The 17,497-nt window shown below is 45.1% G+C and carries 15 protein-coding genes; 10 read left to right on the top strand and 5 right to left on the bottom strand.

Annotated elements, in window-relative coordinates:
* Positions 1–86: 86 nt before the first annotated feature.
* Both CAG60_RS08525 and deoD read right to left on the bottom strand, forming a co-directional pair.
* Positions 87–1,556, bottom strand: coding sequence for an IS1 family transposase (locus CAG60_RS08525; RefSeq protein ID WP_161438733.1), 1,470 nt, complete (start codon positions 1,554–1,556; stop codon positions 87–89).
* A 23-nt stretch (positions 1,557–1,579) separates the two neighbouring features.
* A complete protein-coding gene (gene deoD / locus CAG60_RS08520) occupies positions 1,580–2,290 on the bottom strand; it encodes a purine-nucleoside phosphorylase (protein ID WP_004396801.1) in 711 nt (236 codons plus the stop codon).
* A 404-nt stretch (positions 2,291–2,694) separates the two neighbouring features.
* On the opposite strand from deoD, the gene CAG60_RS08515 reads away from it, so the two are divergent.
* The 7 genes from CAG60_RS08515 (at position 2,695) to CAG60_RS08485 (ending at position 11,081) form a co-directional block, all read left to right on the top strand.
* Complete coding sequence (locus CAG60_RS08515) at positions 2,695–3,651, top strand: YbgA family protein (RefSeq protein ID WP_158137191.1); 957 nt, start codon at positions 2,695–2,697, stop codon at positions 3,649–3,651.
* Positions 3,641–4,453: a MerR family transcriptional regulator gene (locus CAG60_RS08510; protein ID WP_004396799.1), complete on the top strand. Its 813-nt coding sequence runs from the start codon at positions 3,641–3,643 to the stop codon at positions 4,451–4,453. Before CAG60_RS08515 ends, CAG60_RS08510 begins: the two co-directional genes overlap by 11 nt.
* Entirely contained in the window at positions 4,450–5,877 is a 1,428-nt protein-coding gene (phrB, locus tag CAG60_RS08505) for a deoxyribodipyrimidine photo-lyase (RefSeq protein ID WP_161425992.1), read from the top strand. Before CAG60_RS08510 ends, phrB begins: the two co-directional genes overlap by 4 nt.
* The gene (locus CAG60_RS08500) at positions 5,867–6,787 is read left to right on the top strand and encodes a L,D-transpeptidase family protein (RefSeq protein WP_161438732.1); all 921 of its coding nucleotides are present in this window, start codon (positions 5,867–5,869) and stop codon (positions 6,785–6,787) included. Before phrB ends, CAG60_RS08500 begins: the two co-directional genes overlap by 11 nt.
* Positions 6,788–7,436: 649 nt before the next feature.
* Complete coding sequence (gene gltS / locus CAG60_RS08495) at positions 7,437–8,663, top strand: sodium/glutamate symporter (RefSeq protein ID WP_004396796.1); 1,227 nt, start codon at positions 7,437–7,439, stop codon at positions 8,661–8,663.
* A 376-nt stretch (positions 8,664–9,039) separates the two neighbouring features.
* Positions 9,040–10,266 carry a sodium/glutamate symporter gene (gene gltS, locus CAG60_RS08490; protein ID WP_161438731.1) on the top strand — a complete coding sequence of 409 codons (1,227 nt, stop codon included), beginning with the start codon at positions 9,040–9,042 and terminating at the stop codon, positions 10,264–10,266.
* Positions 10,267–10,694: 428 nt separating this feature from the next.
* Positions 10,695–11,081, top strand: a complete 387-nt coding sequence (locus tag CAG60_RS08485; protein WP_004396794.1) for a hypothetical protein — start codon at positions 10,695–10,697, stop codon at positions 11,079–11,081.
* A 160-nt stretch (positions 11,082–11,241) separates the two neighbouring features.
* On the opposite strand, the gene nhaD is transcribed toward CAG60_RS08485, so the two are convergent.
* Entirely contained in the window at positions 11,242–12,678 is a 1,437-nt protein-coding gene (gene nhaD, locus CAG60_RS08480; protein ID WP_004396793.1) for a sodium:proton antiporter NhaD, read from the bottom strand.
* A 227-nt stretch (positions 12,679–12,905) separates the two neighbouring features.
* On the opposite strand from nhaD, the gene CAG60_RS08475 reads away from it, so the two are divergent.
* A complete protein-coding gene (locus CAG60_RS08475; protein WP_161425989.1) occupies positions 12,906–13,193 on the top strand; it encodes a DUF134 domain-containing protein in 288 nt (95 codons plus the stop codon).
* A gap of 70 nt (positions 13,194–13,263) precedes the next feature.
* On the opposite strand, the gene CAG60_RS08470 is transcribed toward CAG60_RS08475, so the two are convergent.
* Complete coding sequence (locus CAG60_RS08470; protein WP_161425988.1) at positions 13,264–13,878, bottom strand: PGAP1-like alpha/beta domain-containing protein; 615 nt, start codon at positions 13,876–13,878, stop codon at positions 13,264–13,266.
* A 67-nt stretch (positions 13,879–13,945) separates the two neighbouring features.
* The gene (locus tag CAG60_RS08465; RefSeq protein WP_158145282.1) at positions 13,946–14,662 is read right to left on the bottom strand and encodes an NUDIX hydrolase; all 717 of its coding nucleotides are present in this window, start codon (positions 14,660–14,662) and stop codon (positions 13,946–13,948) included.
* Between the two features lie 294 nt (positions 14,663–14,956).
* Between CAG60_RS08465 and pncB the strand changes: the two genes are divergently transcribed.
* Positions 14,957–16,264, top strand: coding sequence for a nicotinate phosphoribosyltransferase (pncB, locus tag CAG60_RS08460; protein ID WP_161425987.1), 1,308 nt, complete (start codon positions 14,957–14,959; stop codon positions 16,262–16,264).
* A 159-nt stretch (positions 16,265–16,423) separates the two neighbouring features.
* A complete protein-coding gene (locus CAG60_RS08455; RefSeq protein WP_161438730.1) occupies positions 16,424–17,467 on the top strand; it encodes an oxidoreductase in 1,044 nt (347 codons plus the stop codon).
* Positions 17,468–17,497: the final 30 nt, after the last annotated feature.

Raw genomic sequence — 17,497 nt, 5'->3', positions numbered from 1 at the left:
CTATGACCTTGATTGAGTACTGAATACCGCCCGCAGGGGATGAAGAGTGTTTTTGCGGGCGGTTTTTAATGCTGGCGGAGGCTACGTTATGATAAAAGCTCTTTTAATGTTAAAGGCTGTTGAGTTACGCCTAAGTTTTGTGCTGCGGTGAAACCATATTTATCTTGATAACAGAGGTTATGCCAAGCACGGAAAATATCCAATAACGGCAAGATGCCACCGGGACGTAATTTACGACGCGGTTCATTGATCAACGATTCAAACAGTAATTGGAAGCGCTGTTGGTAGAAAGCTATTTGACGGGTGGAAGCGATCGATAACCAATGCTCAGGATCGGGATGATTACCCGCTAAATAACAGATCCCTTTCGCGCTATTCTGATGATTAATAATCGCCCATCGATCTCGCCACCAGCCCATGAGGACGATATCGATTTTGTTGAATGCATGATGGTTTGACCAGGTTTCATCCTCTTCAACGTACATCAGATGTACGGTGTTATTTTGGATACGAGGTAAGCAAACACTCATTGAGGCAGAGCGTAGTAAAGGATCTTGGGGCATAAAAATTGTCACAGGTTTATCACTGTGGCACAGATCGAGCACATGCAGATAATGAGCATACGCAGTATAGGGCGGGCGAATTAATGCTCCTTTTGAAGGATAATCAAAACGCGTTAAATTCCCCATTGGGTCTTCAACATTGCCTCGCGCTAAAATCGTTTGATATTTTTGATCAATCCGTTCCCGTAAAATAGATGAAGAAACTGACAGCGGGAGGTTTGATTCTGAAGAGTAATCTTTACTGACAAAACGTGCAGGTAGATGATAAGGATCGTGATCGTTCGTTCCTTGCGCCTGTTCATGGATTGAATAGTTGACATGCTGACACAAAATATAACCGGTTTTGGCATCACCCGTTGCCATCCACAGCGCGCCATTATTGCTGCGAGGTTGTAGCGGCAAATAATAAGAGGCTAACTGATACGTCTTGGCGTGATTGACCCATCGCGCGTCAATCATGGCTAATTTACGTCGGCATCGGCTGGCAATGTGTTCGACGTGATCATAAAAAGTTTTAGGATTGATGTGTAACTTGCGGCAAATCTCGCGCACAGAATATCCGGTAAACAGCAAGCCGAGTAAGCTCTCTTGTAATAAAAGTTTATTATTCGAACCTGACCATTTATCGACAAAAGTCGAGTGGCACTGTTTACAGCGATAACGCTGTCTGTCGCCACTGTAACCAAAAGCGTGATAAAGGTGTTTGTGAGTGTGCACCGATAAGCCAAAATTTTGACAATTATCGCGCCGGCACGCGGGCAAACCATCACGGTGTTGCTGACGTAAGCGATGCAGCTCATTAAGCACATCGCGATTATTAAGTAAGGGGGGGAAAGCTCCACACTCACGACAAACCATCGTTGGCCGCTTTGGGTTCGCATGTTGCAGAACATAATGTTTTGCGTCGCTCAAGCCAAAGTTATCACACGCCAATGTTTTACAAAAGTTGAGTTGCAAACCTTCAGCGGCCGCTGGTAATTGGTCGTTAGACACGATCTCCCCCTCGGGGTAAAAAATTAAAGGTTGATTGCCGTATCGAGCGCAATGGTCATCATCTCATGGAACGATTTTTGACGTTCTTCAGAGCTGAGTTTTTCACCACGCAAAATATGATCAGAGACGGTGAGAATAGCGAGTGCGCGAGCGCCGTGCTCAGCCGCAACACCATAAATACCAGCGACTTCCATATCGACACCTAAGATGCCTAGCTTTTTCATCTTTTCAAAAATTTCTGGCTCTGGAGTATAGAAGAGGTCAGCAGAGAAAATATTACCGACTTTAACTGGAATTTGATGAGCGCGCGCTTGGTTAACTGCGGTTTCTAGCAAGTCATAATCGGCCACTGCAGCAAAATCATGCCCGCCGAAACGGATGCGGTTTACTTTAGAATCGGTTGATGCGCCCATCGCGATCACCACATCCATTAAGTTAACATCATCACGAACAGCGCCACAGCTACCGATACGAATAATATTTTTTACGCCGTATTCAGCCAGCAGTTCGTGTACATAAATGCTCGCGGATGGAATTCCCATGCCGTGACCCATGACGGACAGTTTGACACCTTTGTAAAAACCGGTGTAACCGAACATGTTACGGACATCACAAACTTGGGTCACATCGTCTAAATAGGTTTCGGCGATGAACTTTGCGCGAAGCGGATCGCCAGGCATCAAAATGGTTTCTGCAAATGCGCCTGCTTGTGCGTTAATATGTGGGGTCGCCATCATTTTTCTCCAAGAGTTAATCAGTCACAATAGTTAATTACGATTATTGTTGACTGATGAATGTTCAGTTGCAGCAATACTATCTTGTCGTACCAGTACTCCGTGAGAACTAAGTCACAAAAACACCTTGATAATCTTTTGAATCCCTTATTGATAACTAAATCTGTTTAATTTGATGGCGCAATCGATTTGTTAATCGTTTGAATCACAAAACACTCGTTTTCTCGCTGTAATTTTAGGCTTTTTAGCTGCTTAATCGAATAGGGAGACAAAAGATGCTCAGTTTCATGTACAAAAAAATAATTTGTATAACTTTGCGGAGCTGTGCTATACCTTATACAAATAAAATAATTGTACAACCGTGAGTGATGTTACCCAACATTATCGTCATTAGGAGAAAAAAGATGGAATCGACCCCTATTCGCGTTGGTATTAGCGCTTGTGTACTCGGTGAACCGGTTCGCTTTGACTCTGGGCATAAAGTAAGCAACTTTGTTACCAAAGAGTTGGCCAACTTCTTCGAATTTGTTTCCGTTTGTCCCGAAGTCGGTATGGGGCTACCAGTGCCACGACCAACCATACGTTTAATGTCGAATAATGAACGCATCGCCTTGGTGGAAACAAAAGATGCCAGCCGCGATCATACGGCGGCCTTACTCAATTATTCTGAGCAGAAAATAGAGCAGCTGCAATCTGAACATTTATCCGGCTATATCGTGTGTGCTAAATCGCCGACCTGTGGCATGGAAAGAGTCAAAGTCTACGGTGAACGAGGCGGCGCTGAAAAAAATGGCGTCGGGTTGTACACGCAACAATTAATGCAACGGATGCCTTGGTTACCGGTTGAAGAGGATGGTCGATTAAATGACCCTGTGCTGCGAGAAAATTTTATTACTCGCGTTTTTTGTTTAAATGATTTTTACCAATCGCTTGGCTCACAGCCAACGGCAGGTAAAGTCGTGGAATTCCATTCGCGTTATAAACTCTCTTTAATGGCTCATCATCCGATGTCCTACAAAGCTTTAGGGCGTTTAGTCGCGGAAGTGACCAAATATCCGACCGACACCTTTATCGAGCAATATCGCTTAGGCTTAATGCAAGCACTTACTCACCGTATTAGCCGTAAAAATAATACTAACGTGCTAATGCACATCCAAGGTTATTTTAAACGCTCTTTGACCGCACAACAGAAAGCCGAGTTAGCGCGAGTGATTGATGAATATCGTCAAGGTTTATTGCCTCTGCTCGCGCCTTTAACGTTAATTAAGCACTATTTATCCATGTATCCTGATGAGTATCTTAGTCAGCAGCGTTATTTAGATCCCCACCCACAAGCATTGAGATTACGTTATGGACTATGAGGCGAAGCACTATGCGATTCGTGAAGTTGCGGAGTTAACCGGTGTTAAGCCTGTAACGTTACGTGCTTGGCAGCGTCGCTACAGCTTGTTGCAACCTTTACGTACCGAGAAAGGGCATCGGCTGTATACCGAACAGGATATTCAGACGATCCAAACCATTCAGAGCTGGTTATTAAAAGGCGTCTCGATTGGCAAAGTAAGTCAGTTGTTACACAACAATCAACTACCGGAAAGTGAGGTGCTGGACCCGGGTGGAGAGCTTGAAGCGTGTTCGGCGTTACTGGACGCGTTGGCTAAATTGAAACGAGCCAAAGCCGCGAATGTGATTGCCACGGTAATGAAAGAATACCCTTTGGATATTATTGAAGCGCAGTTTGTGTTGCCGGTGATTGAAGCTCTGGAAAAGGTCAAAGGACCATTACGCTCGCTGCAAAAGGGGCTGTTTAGCAGCCTGATGCTCAGTAAATTATCGAGTATTCTCGAATCGGAAAATAAAGCGGCGCATCGTGGTCCTTGTTTGTGTATCAGCTTTGATGGACACGGTAGCATTCTTGCTTGGCTTTGGGCGGTAATGTGGGCTGAAAAAGGCTATCAAGTGACGTTTATTGAAGGCGTTGACGATATGAGTGGCTTGCTCCAGCACGAAAGTTTGCACGACTGGCAAGGAGTGAGTGTGTTTTCACATCGAAGTTTAGCAGAAGCGCAGCGCTCTGCGTTGGCTCAGTTGAAAACCCAACTGCAGGATCACTTGGTCTTATCCAGTGTTTTGGATGTCTTAACCCATCAGGAGAATGAGTCATGAAACTGGTCTGGTTGCGCCGAGATTTGCGCGCGATAGATAACACAGCATTACAGCAGGCGATTGCCAGCGGTGAATCGGTTTCGGCCCTTTTCGTGGCCACACCTCATCAGTGGCAACGTCATGACTTGGCTCCGATCCAAGCAGATTTCATTTATCGCCGTTTGTTTACTTTGCAGCAAGAATTAGCGGCATTAAATATTCCTTTATTTTACAAACAGGTTGATGACTATCAACAAGCAAGTCAAGTGGTCAGTGAATTTGCACAAAGCTTGTCGGTCAATCAAGTGTTGGTCAATCGCGACTATGAATGGAATGAACAGCAGCGGGATAGCCAAACTGAACAGGCATTAAGTACGCTCGGGATTGATTGGTTAGCTTGTGATGATAAGTGTCTACTTACGCCTGGGCAGGTATTAAATAAACAAGGCGAGTATTTTAAAGTCTTTACACCTTTCAAACGGGCATGGTTGAGTCGGTTTACACCGCCAGTCATCGTTTCAACTCCAACTGCTGCGGTGAACCCGTTACTGGCTTCTGAACACAACGCGTTGTGGAATGAGAGGCAAGACTTTGCTTATCCACGAGTATCGAGTGATCAATGGCCCGTAGATTTTGAAACCGTTCGCCACCAATTACGTCAGTTTTGCCAGCAATCGATCGATGATTATCATCAGCAACGTGATTTCCCGGCTCAGGAAGGCACGAGTCGGCTTTCTCCTTATCTGGCGATTGGCATGCTCTCGGTGCGGCAATGTATGGCGCGAATGTATGCGCAATCGCAATCCGCCCTGTTATCTTCTGGCGCGGAAATCTGGTTGAGTGAATTGATTTGGCGCGAGTTTTATCAGCATCTATTGGTGTTTGAAAGTAAATTATCGAAAGGCAAAGCTTTTCATTCATGGGGTGATCGACTGCAATGGTCGGATGATAAGCAAGCTTTTGCTCGTTGGTGTGAGGGTAAAACTGGCTATCCGATTGTCGATGCGGCGATGCGGCAATTAAATCAAACCGGTTGGATGCATAACCGATTAAGAATGGTCGTAGCGAGTTTTCTGACCAAAGATCTGCATATCGATTGGCATTGGGGAGAGCGCTACTTTATGCAGCAATTAATCGATGGTGATTACGCTGCGAATAATGGCGGTTGGCAATGGTGCGCTTCCACCGGTTGTGATGGTCAGCCCTATTTTCGAATTTTTAACCCGATTACTCAAGGTGAGCGGTTTGATCCCAGCGGGCAATTTATTCGTCAATGGGTGCCTGAACTGGCCAGTGTGCCTACTGCCTATATTCATACGCCTTGGAAATGGCCTGGTGTTAAGTCTCTGTTATATCCTTCACCGATGGTTGATCATAAAGTAGCAAGAGAAGTAACCTTACGTCTCTACAAAGAAGCAAAGGATAATCCTATTGATGTTGCGTAACGGGTTTCTCATCGGTTTACTCTGGTTAAGTGGGCTCGCCTCTTTGCAAGCGGCAGTCTATGACTTGCCTAAAGAGGGCAGTCGCCTAGTCGGGCGGATGCATTATCATGAAGTGCAAGAAGGACAAACGTTGGCGCAGATAGCAGGCCAATATGATGTCGGTTTTCTGGCTTTAATGGCGGCCAATAAAGGCCTCGACCCGTTTCTCCCCCAAGCGGGTTTGGTGTTGACGATTCCTTCACAGGTCATTTTACCTGAGGTTGAGTATCAAGGCATTGTGGTCAATCTTGCCGAGTTGCGTTTGTATTATTTTCCACCTAATACTCAGCAGGTGCATATTTTCCCGGTTGGAATTGGTCGAATTGGCCGTGATACGCCAGAAATGACCACACAAATCAGCCAAATGCGCCGTAACCCAACTTGGACTCCGCCGCAGTCAGTGCGTAATGAGTATTTGCAGCGTGGTATTGAGTTACCCGCGGTGGTTCCTGCCGGTCCAGATAATCCGATGGGTAACTATGCAATGCGCTTAGCCTATGGTTCAGGAGAGTATCTGATTCATGGCACTAACAAAGACTTTGGGATTGGCATGCGCGTGAGTTCGGGCTGTATTCGTATGGATCCTAAAGACATTGAGTGGCTTTTTCACCAAGTGGATCGCGGGGTAAAAGTGCGGATCATCGATGAGCCGATCAAAGTCACGCTGGAGCCTGATCGCAGTGTATACCTTGAAGCTCATGAGCCTCTAACCCGTAGTGATGGGAGTAAAAAATCCCTTGATTTGCCGGTTGAGTTAACTTGGTGGCTGAGCGCCTCTCATCATTCTGACGCACGTGCTCGAGCGGCCATTGCTGCGCAAAATGGTTTCCCTGTACAGGTGGTGGCCCCATCGGTCAGTGATGATTGGTGAGAATCATTTACCTTTGTGATTATCCTAATTCATATTTTTGTCACATATTTGTAATAATGTGCCTTCCGCCAATGGGATAGGGTTACCTAAAATCGTGGTTCCTGTGCTATAGTCCGGCCCGGTTATGGCCATGCAGCCTGTTGCGAACTTGAGTTTTTCCTTGGTTTCGACTCACAACCTATCCATGAGTCAGAGTATTCCACTACGATAGGAACAAGTAAATTGCAGGCTAGGGCGTGTTGATTTTTAGCTGAAAAAATAAACATCGCTAAAGGTAAATTCGCCCTAGGGACATCTTCTCTTGTTCTATCCCAAATGATTTGGCGATAGAGGCTATAGCCACAACGCTATCCGATAGCATCGGTCATTTCTGTTGATGTAAAGGAGCCTATTGTGGCCCAGAAAGACCCGCTTTCGCGCACGCTCAACAGCAAAAAGGAGCGCAACCACCCACTTGTGGTGTGCTCCTTTTTACATTTTAAAGGGTAAACAGCGTGAGTTAACCATCGCTTATTCCACCCATTAAATCAGCCTAAGGCGCACAACAACGGTTGAGATACGTATCTTTGTGGACGTGAGCTATCGAATAGACTATCCCATTAACCCTCAATCATCATGGAGGATGAAGAGCATATTATGATGAGGTTGTATGAATCATTTAATTTCAGTTGGGGCACTGGAGTCCTTTTTAGTGGCGATCAGCGTGCTGTTTTTAGGCCACTTTGTTAATGCCAGGCTGCCGATTTTAAATAAATTCAATATACCAGAGCCGATTGTCGGCGGTTTAATTGTTTCATGCCTGATCAGCATGCTGCATTTTTATGGTATGGATTTAGAGTTTGATTTACCGCTGCAAAATACCTTTATGCTGATGTTCTTTGCCACTGTTGGCTTGGCGGCGAACTACACACAACTTATCAAAGGCGGGGCCAAGGTGTTTCTGTTTTTGGCCATCGCGTCGTTTTATATCATTATTCAAAATGGCATCGGTGTCTCGATGGCGACTGCGTTAGGCTTGGATCCATTAATGGGCTTAGTGGCAGGGTCGATTACGCTTTCTGGCGGACACGGTACTGGTGCCGCTTGGTCGCAAACTTTCCAAGAGATGTATGGCCTTGATAATGTGCTTGAGATAGCCATGGCATCGGCTACCTTCGGTTTGATCATTGGCGGCTTAATTGGTAGCCCGGTGGCCCAGCGTTTGGTAAACAAACACAATATGGAATCTGTGTATGGTCGAAGCTCTAAAACCCATGAACGGCACCCTGAAATCATCACCTACAACGAAAATGAAGAAGATAAAGTCACCGGAAAAAAGGTGGTTGAACAACTGTTCTTTTTGATTGTTTGCGTGGTTGGAGCGCGATACGTTTCACAATGGGCAAGTACTTTAGAAATCCAATGGCTGATGATCCCTGATTTCGTTTATGCCTTGTTTATCGGTGTGATCATCACTAACGTACTCGAAGTGACGAAAGTTCGTAAGCTCGATACTGAAACCATCGACATGCTGGGAACCGTCTCGCTGTCCTTATTTTTGGCGATGGCGTTGATGAGTTTAAAGCTGTGGAATGTGCTCGATTTAGCCATTCCATTTTTAATTATCCTCACTGTACAATCCATCGTCCTCGCTTTCTTTACCTACTACGTGACTTTTAAATTCATGGGTAGCAATTATGATGCTGCGGTGATTGCTGGTGGGCATTGTGGTTTTGGCTTAGGAGCGACACCAACGGCAGTGATGAACATGGGCTCGATTGTCAATCGTTATGGCCCTTCACCACAAGCCTTTATGGTCGTGCCGATTGTCGGTGCGTTTTTTATTGATATTGTTAACCTGATCGTTTTGCAAGGGTATATCAGCATCTTTGGTTAAGTCTCGTTTCGAGACGATGACTGAGGTTAGCGTTTTAATAGCCTTCAATAGAAAGGAAGCCCAAGTCGCTAAACGCCGCTTGGGCTTTCTTTTTTCCTTTCTCTTTTTCCGCCATTGTTCATATCTTCTTTCTACCTGCAGCTCCAAGTTGTTTGGCTATAAGCAACCTTTTTCAATCATGATTCTGTGTGAGGGCTGATGCTTGTCTGTTTCTCAAATTACGAGAATTAATGGCGATTAATTTGCTTTTTATTCTTATTTTTTGGGAATTTAACGGCAATTGGTTCTAGAAATACAGGCTATTGCTAGGCACCCTGCCAAAGTACCCATTTCAATTAGGGAATCACCGAAATCATACATGCAGTTGAGAGGTAACATGAATCAGGTTATTGCTATTGGTCCACTAGAGTCTTTTCTAGTGGCAATCAGTGTGCTTTTTTTAGGGCGTTCTATTAATTTTCACATCCCGATCTTGAAGAAATTCACCATACCAGAGCCGATCGTCGGTGGTTTGGTGGTTGCCAGCGTATTGACCATATTACATTTTAATGCGGTAGATATACGTTTTGATTTGCCGTTACAAAACACCTTTATGTTGATATTTTTTGCTACCGTTGGCCTTGCCGCTAATTACACTCAATTGGTTAAAGGCGGTCTCAAAGTCTTTTTATTTTTGGCTGTCGCTTCTGTTTTTATCGTTGTTCAAAACGCCGTAGGCATTTCATTAGCGACTTTGCTTGGGTTAGATCCGTTAATGGGGCTGATTGCGGGTTCGATTACCTTGTCAGGCGGTCATGGGACCGGAGCGGCTTGGGCACAGACTTTTCAAAATGTCTATGGCTTAGATAATGTGCTCGAAATTGCCATGGCTTCTGCGACTTTTGGCTTAATCATTGGTGGGGTCATTGGCAGTCCAATGGCGAAAAGATTGATTGATAAACATCATCTACAATCTGACTACGGTATTGGCAATCAAACTCATCAACGTTTTCCTGAGCTTGTCACGTACAACGAGCATGAAGAAGACCGTGTGACTGCTAAAAAAGTAGTCGAAAGTTTAGCTACGATTTTACTGTGTGTCACAGGGGCACATTATGTTAGCCAATGGGTGGCACATTTTCAGATCGCTTGGTTAATGGTTCCGGATTTTGTTTATGCGCTCTTTATCGGTGTTGCTATCACCAATCTGTTGGAGGTGAGCAAAATGGGTAAGATCGATACCGAAACGGTCGATATTCTAGGCACTGTATCGCTGTCATTATTTCTCGCAATGGCGCTGATGAGCCTTAAGTTATGGAATGTGTTTGATCTTGCGCTGCCCTTTTTAATTATTCTTAGCGTTCAATCGGTGATATTAGCGCTGTTCGCGTATACGGTGACTTTTCGAATAATGGGCAAAACTTATGATGGCGCGGTGATGGCGAGTGGCCATTGTGGTTTTGGCTTAGGGGCGACACCAACGGCAGTGATGAACATGGGGTCGATAGTCAACCGTTATGGACCTTCTCCCCAAGCTTTTATGGTCGTGCCGATTGTCGGGGCCTTTTTCATTGATATTGTGAATCTGATCGTTTTGCAAGGGTACATCACTCTATTGCGCTAATGTTGATTATCCCCTTTCGAGTTAAAGCGGTAGCGTTAAGTCGGAAAGGGATAAGTTCGGTAATGCTCTCTCGATGACGATTAATGCTTTTGTAGGGTGATAAATCAGATTTTACTGACTATTCATTTTGCGCATCTCTAGGTACGATAACCAGATACCATTTGATACTCTCACCGTTAGTGACTGGCGAAAAGGTAGGTATCAGCAAATGGGTTTGGTTGATCACGCGAGGAGTTGGTTAATTAATCGACGATCACGCTAAGGTTAAGTCAGTAAATCGAATCTTGTTCTATACTTATGCATATTGTTCATTACCAAAATATGTGTATTTATTTGAGCGCTAGAGGTTGTGATGCTTGGCTCAACGGAATCAATCAGCGGTCGTCATTCGCAGGATAGTAAGCAGCACATAGCGGGAGGAAAGGAGCATGCATCGTCAGTGGTTTAAAACAGCAATTACCCTGCTGTTGCTTGCTCTGTTAGTCGCTTGTAGCCAAGAAGAATTAGAGCGTCTGGCTGATAGACCGACGTTCTCTTTTGAAGGTAAGTACGATAATCAGCATAATCAAGATATGTTGCTCTTCAAAGACGGTGAAGTGGCGTTTGAGTCGAACGGTACTCGTTTGTGGCAACGCAGTTTTATTGTTAAAGATAATCAATTGGCGATACAGTTTCGGCAAAGTTCGAAAGAGAAGCGGGATGATTTAGTGATGCGTATTCACGGTGGCGGGGAAGTTTTAACCTGCAGTGCGTGTGCGTTGTACCAGATGAGCCATGTCTGGGTACGTTTAGATGCTGATCCACAAAACAACTAACGGCAGTGTATGGTTTAGCGGTATTACCGTAAATGCTGGTCGTTGATCAATAAAAGCAAGGCAGAGGATTTGATGATCATCATCCCTCTGCCTTGGTTTATTGAGCGTTGCTAGCGGTGTCGATGACAGTCTTCAACACCATAGCAATATTGAGACAAGATTAGGTAAATAGTCCTTGGTTGAGCAGTAGGTGCACAGCAATACTCGCTACGTAACCCAGCATGATCACCGGAGCCCATTTTAAGTGGCCGACAAAGGTGTATTTACCGTGTGCTGCCCCCATTAAAGCCACCCCAGCCGCTGAACCAATAGAAAGTAAGCTACCACCAACGCCCGCAGACAAGGTAATTAATAACCAGTTGCCGAGCGACATCTCCGGTTCCATACTCAATACCGCAAACATAACAGGGATGTTATCGACAATCGCCGACAAGATACCCAGCGCAATATTTGCCCATACTGGATCCCACTGGGTATACATCAGCTCCGACATCAGACCTAAATAACCGAGCAGGCTTAGCCCGCCGACACACATCACCACGCCGTAGAAAAACAGGAGCGTGTCCCATTCGGCATGAGAAATACGTCGAAAAACATCGAAAGGAACCACAGAACCGAGACGTTTTAACGCGGCCTCATCATTTTTCGCCATCGCCATTGCGGCTTTTTTAGCTAATGAGCTGGCTAATGTTTTTCTGAGGAAATAACCAAAGAATTGTAAATACCCAAGCCCCATCATCATGCCAATCACGGGTGGGAAGTGGAATAGGGCATGAAAAGAGACGGCGGTTGCGACGGTAAAAATAAACAGTGCGACAATTCGTCGTGCGCCGCGTTTCATTTCTACCTGTTCATAAACCGCATCTGGCTGCTCTTTGGGTAAAAACCACGACATAATGAAAGCAGGGATCAGATAATTGACCACCGAAGGTACAAACAGATCCATAAACTGCATAAACGTGACATGACCAGCTTGCCATACCATGAGAGTGGTAATATCCCCAAATGGACTGAATGCCCCCCCTGCGTTAGACGCTAAGACGATATTGATACACGCCAGATTGACAAACTTAGTGTTGCTGCCACCGACTTTCATCACTACCGCGCACATCAGTAGTGCGGTGGTTAAGTTATCGGCAATCGGTGAGATAAAGAAAGCCAAAATACCGGTCAGCCAGAATAAGGTTTTAAAATTAAAGCCTTTACCGACCATCCAAGCTTGCAGCGCATCAAATAAGCGCCGCTCTTCCATCGCACTGATGTATGTCATGGCAACCAGCAAAAACAGCAATAGTTCTGCATATTCCAGCAAGTTATGTTCGAGCGCGGCTCGTGCAATATCAACATTACCATGCTGTTGATAGGCATAGCCAATCATCGCCCAAATCAGTCCGGCTGCAAGCAAAACTGGTTTCGATTTACGCAGTTGCAAATACTCTTCTAGCATCACCAGCGCATAGGCGAAGCAAAATAAAATTAAAGAGGCATAGCCAATCGTCGAATGAGTAAGTACAAGTGGTGCGTCATGGGTGGCATTACTTGCAGACGCGAGTTGCGGGATCAATAACAAGCCAAAACCGATCCACAGTCGATTCATTATAGGTACTCCAATAGTCAAAAACCGGCAGAGTGTACTGATTATTAGCTAAGTTGAATGTGAGATAGGTTATAAATGTTTAATTTGTTTTTCTTTTGTATCATTTTGTTAAATTTATCAATCGATAGCAGCATCAGCTTGATTATAAAGCGTTACGTTGCCTTTTCTTGCTAAAATGACACAATACCGATTAACGGCGCTATGAATGCCCAGAAAAGAGAAAAGTGATGGCTCGTCCTAAAATTCCTAGACACATTTGTGGTGTGCCTGCACAAACGTGTTTTAAACCTAACGGCATTCCGATGGCGCAATTAGAACGCGTCACATTAGCAGCCGATGAGTTTGAAGCGATCCGATTAGTCGATTACCAAGGTTTACAACAGCAAGAGGCGGCGTTGGTCATGGGCGTATCGCGGCAGACACTCGCCAATTTAGTCAAAGCGGCCAGACGTAAAGTTGCGGATTGTTTATTGCATGGCAAAGCACTGATGATGGCAACATCTTCTTCTGAATGAATCGTGGGTATGTTTTCTACCGTCATCGGTTTGATGTGAAGCAAAAGGTCGCCAGAAGTCTCCAACGACCTTAGCGTCGGAAGCGGTTATAGCGAAGGAAGTGGTCGATTTGCTCGGCAACGGAATGATTAAACAGCATGCTCGTATGAGTGGTCGATATTGCGATGTGATCTGTCATGCCAGCTATTTTGGTTTCTTCTACTGTCACTGTGCCATCGGAGTCCAGTTGATCACGCAGTAAAAGGCTGCGCAGACCTAAAGGTATTGTGCCGGCAATACTGCCAAGCTTTTGCGGATAGCGCCATTCGTCATGGTGTTGTTTTAAGCCAAATTCGGCAGAATTACCTAATGCTGCCCCTAAACCTAATTGCTCAATTTTATTGACGATCGAAGCACCTTGCAAAGGAGAGCCAATAGCAACGACATGGGAAACGGTATCACCAGAAGGCGTGCGTGATTCTAGATAACGTTTAATCACCAATCCGCCCAAACTGTGTCCGACTAAAGCATTATGGGAACCATGAGCGATCGCCCGGTCAAGACGGCGGAAAATAGTCTCATCATCAATGGCTAGTGAGTTGTAGCTAATGGTTTGAGTACGATAACCCAATTTATGCAGACGATGGCTCAGAGGATGCATTACCAAGCCATGCATATAAAGTCCATGAACAAGAATAATCTGCATTGCTTCCTACCTACCTATCTATTATCAGTTAACCTCATCACCGTTACTGTACATGATTTTCGATCAATTAACCTCGTAAACAGGTTTGAAAATAGGTCACTTCGTGACTAGCCAGACGATAAACGGTGGCTGGCTTGCCACCTTTGCCTTTACAAGAGGCAGCCATTTTATTGGTACTGACGATCACTCCGGTATTGATCAAGCGGCGTTTAATGGTCATACGATTGACTTCGACGCCAAACTTGGCGTAGGCGTCAATAATGTCAGCCACTAAAAACTCTTTTTCTAATGAAAATAATACTACCGACGTGTATTCAACCGCAGCGCGTAATTTTTGCCATGCATGCTGAATTTGTGCGACATGATCAAAAGCCAGTGCCATTTCCCCGTTAAGTAGGGGGGGAAGATCAAACCAATTGGCTCGTTCGGGGTCGATGCCAAAATCTTCGATCTGTTTAACATTAGAAGCGTTTAATAAAGCGTAATGAGAAATGCTGACACTCCAGCCATTCGGATCGCGTTTGGGGTTGCCATCAACCAGCGGATCGCTGATAAAGTTGGGATAGGTATGGACTTTTTGCCGACAAATACGTCGTCTCGCCGCATCAAAATCCTCATCGACCGGTTCACCACCATGAGCGGTCATATCTTCGTCATAGACTATCCCACCGGGCAATGCCCATTTACCACAATCCGGCCGGTTCGGATTAGACCGTTTCACCAATAAAACTTGGATAGATTTTGGCGCAAGACGCAGGCAAATCATATCGATAGTGACAATCATAATGGGCTCTCTTATCAACAACGGGTCTATTCTAGGTAAGTGGATGATGATGGTCAAATGTAAATAACACTTTGTGACAAACATAATTTGGATAACAAACGTGCTGTGATTGTTGCTATAACTAGCGGGTTAATCTGCGTTGTCCCTATTTATAACGAGGTTAATTGGTGGGTGACTAGGTTTGTCACAAAAGTTGACAAACTTGCAAGGGTAATTTATTGTTCGCCAAAAGTTAGCAACACGTTGTTACTAACGTAATGACTGAATAAAACCGAACGAAAGGATGGCATCATCATGAGCGATCGCCTGTTTTCTCCTCTTTTTATCCGCAGTTTGCTGGATCTTGATGCCTATAAAATCAATATGATGCAGGCTGTTCATTCGTTGTATCCGGATGTTGAGGTGCGCTATGAATTGATTGTACGCAGCGATGAAGACATCAGTGGCTTATTAGAAGAAGTTCGCCAAGAAATCAATCATTTGGCTTCACTGCGTTTTTCGGATGCTGACATTGTTTATTTAGAGCAACATGCCCCACACCTTAATCACACTTTTTTACAGTCATTACGCTATTTCCATTTTCAACCAGAGCGTCAAGTGGAAATGGGGATCATTAAGCAAGAGGGCAAGCGCCAGCTACGCATCGCGATTCAAGGTACGTGGCGAGACACCATTTTGTATGAAACATTAGTGATGGCTTTGATCTCTGAAGTTCGTAGTCGTCGTCACTGGGCGCAAGTGCCCGCCGAGTTACCGATGCAAGTATTGGCTGATAAAGTGCAAGCTTTAAAAGCAGAAATTGCTCAGCGTGGGATCAGCAACTTCTCATTGACCGAAATGGGTACGCGGCGACGTTTTTCCAGCCAAGTTCAGCGAGATGTGATTGCTTACTTACAACAAGAAATTCCTGAGCAGTTATTAGGCACCAGTAATTATCATTTTGCTCGTGAGTTTAATCTCAAGCCGATTGGTACGATTGCTCATGAGTGGTTTATGGGCCATCAAGCGTTGGTTAATGTCGGAGACTCACAACGCGTTGCCCTTGAACAGTGGCTGCGCGCTTTTGATGGTCAGCTTGCTATTGCGCCAACCGACACCTTAAATATTGATGCTTTTCTCAACGATTTTAATGTCCATTTAGCGAAAGCGTATGATGGCGTGCGGCATGACTCAGGTTGCCCATTTACCTGGGGTGATAAGATGATTGCTCACTATGAGAAGCTTGGTATCGATCCTCGTAACAAGCTATTTATTTTCTCCGATGGGCTCAACTTTGCGCGAGCACTCGATTTGTGTGAATACTTCGCTGGCAGAGTGCGCGTTTCATTCGGGATCGGTACTTTCTTGACTAACGATCTCGCGGATTGGAAAAATGCGCAAGGCAAAGTCTATAAGCCACTGTCTATCGTGATTAAGTTAACGGAATGTTGCGGGCGACCCGTCGCCAAAATCAGCGATGAGCCACAAAAAGCGATGTGTGAAGATCCTATCTTCCTCGCCAATCTCAAGCAGCGTTTTAATATCGAGGTGGATATCGATGCGTTGATAGCCGAGCTGCAACAAAAAAAGCATACCAAACGACATTACATCGCCGCCGCTTAATTGAGTTCTATGTGCTAACCACTGTCTGTTTGATGGTGGTTTTTTCTTTTGTGGGCTGCTGACTATCAAATGCTTGCTATGATAAACAAACCTTTACCCCAAGAGCAGCATTGGGCATGATGAAGATAGTCTCGACATACTAAAAGAGAAGATTCAATCATGACTTATCACCCAATCAAAACCGCCGTTATTGGCTATGGCTACTCGGCAAAAACTTTCCATTTACCTTTTATTCAAAGTTTACCTGAACTGACATTGTGCGCGATCAGTTCCAGTCAGCAAGATGCGGTCGAAGCTGATTGGCCACAAGCTCAGTGGTATCAGGATGCAGAGAGTTTGTTAGATAACAGCGATGCTGAGTTAGTAATCATCACCGCGCCTAATGATGTCCATTTTCCTTTAGCAAAGCGAGCGCTAGAAAACGGTAAGCATGTGATTGTCGAAAAACCCTTTGTCACCAGTGTCGAAGAGGGGCGGGCTTTGATCGCTCTTGCCCATCAGCAAGGTCTGTTACTGAGTGTCTTTCATAATCGACGTTGGGATGGGGATTTCCTCACCGTGCAAAAATTGATTAAAGAGGGACGATTAGGTGAAGTTCGCCTGTTTGAGTCGCATTTTGATCGCTATCGTCCGCAAGTGCGTCAACGCTGGCGCGAGCAGTCACAACAAGGTGGTGGGATCTTGTTTGATCTTGCTCCTCACCTACTCGATCAAGTGCTGGTGCTGTTTGGTTTACCACAAGCGATTAACGCCCAATGCCGTATGATGCGCCCCGGCGCGCAGACCATTGATTACTTCAACCTCATCTTACACTATCCCGATCACCTGGTGCATCTGCACGCTAACCTCTATAGCCCAGAGCCTAATTTACGCTTTAATGTGTTGGGCACTAAAGCCAAGTTTGTTAAACAGGGCCTTGACCAACAAGAAGACTATTTAAAGCAAGGACGAGCACCTGACAGCCCCGAATGGGCAAAAGAAGACTTATATCTCTATGGGCAACTCTACAGTGAGCAAGGCTCAGAATTAATCGAGACAGAAGTCGGTGGTTATCAACACTATTTTAAAGCCGTGGCCGATGCGATTCGACTTGGCACCGATAATCCAGTTCCCGCAGAGCAAGCGCTACAAAACATCCAGTTGATAGAGATGGCGCTGCAAAGTAGCGAGACAGGGGAAACTGTGCGCGTTGAATTGCTATAATAAATCTTTAGCTTTTGTACATATTAGTAA

Source organism: Vibrio sp. V33_P6A3T137 (assembly GCF_009904835.1).
Lineage (GTDB): Bacteria > Pseudomonadota > Gammaproteobacteria > Enterobacterales > Vibrionaceae > Vibrio > Vibrio metschnikovii.
This window is presented reverse-complemented; position numbering and strand designations above follow the sequence as displayed.